The organism is Dyadobacter sp. OTU695, from assembly GCF_038440355.1.
GTDB lineage: Bacteria > Bacteroidota > Bacteroidia > Cytophagales > Spirosomataceae > Dyadobacter.
Window position 1 is genome coordinate 1 of record NZ_JASATN010000104.1, and the last position, 311, is coordinate 311.

General features: G+C 54.3%; 1 protein-coding gene. It reads right to left on the bottom strand.

What is annotated here, in order from left to right:
- A partial coding sequence (locus tag AAHB90_RS32640) for an SDR family NAD(P)-dependent oxidoreductase (protein WP_342089512.1) occupies positions 1-311 on the bottom strand: 311 nt, incomplete at both ends.

Genomic DNA, 311 nt, shown 5'->3' on the forward strand with positions numbered 1-311 from the left:
ATATCCCTCGAATACCCCCTGATCCGATGCGGGGTTGTTCTTTTGCTGCATTTCGGTCGGGAAAGCGCCCGGCTCCACGATGGCCACGTCAATGCCTAAACGCTTTACCTCGTAATGCAGGCCCTCGCTTATTCCTTCCAGTGCAAATTTGGAGGCCGCATAAATGGTAGCGAACGGGAACGATACCCGACCAAAGCCGCTGGTCACGTTGATGATCAGTCCTTCGGCCTGTTTGCGCATGGCGGGCAGCACCTGTTTGATCAGTCGCCAGGGGGCATAAACATTGATATCAAAAGTGGTGTGCACATCGG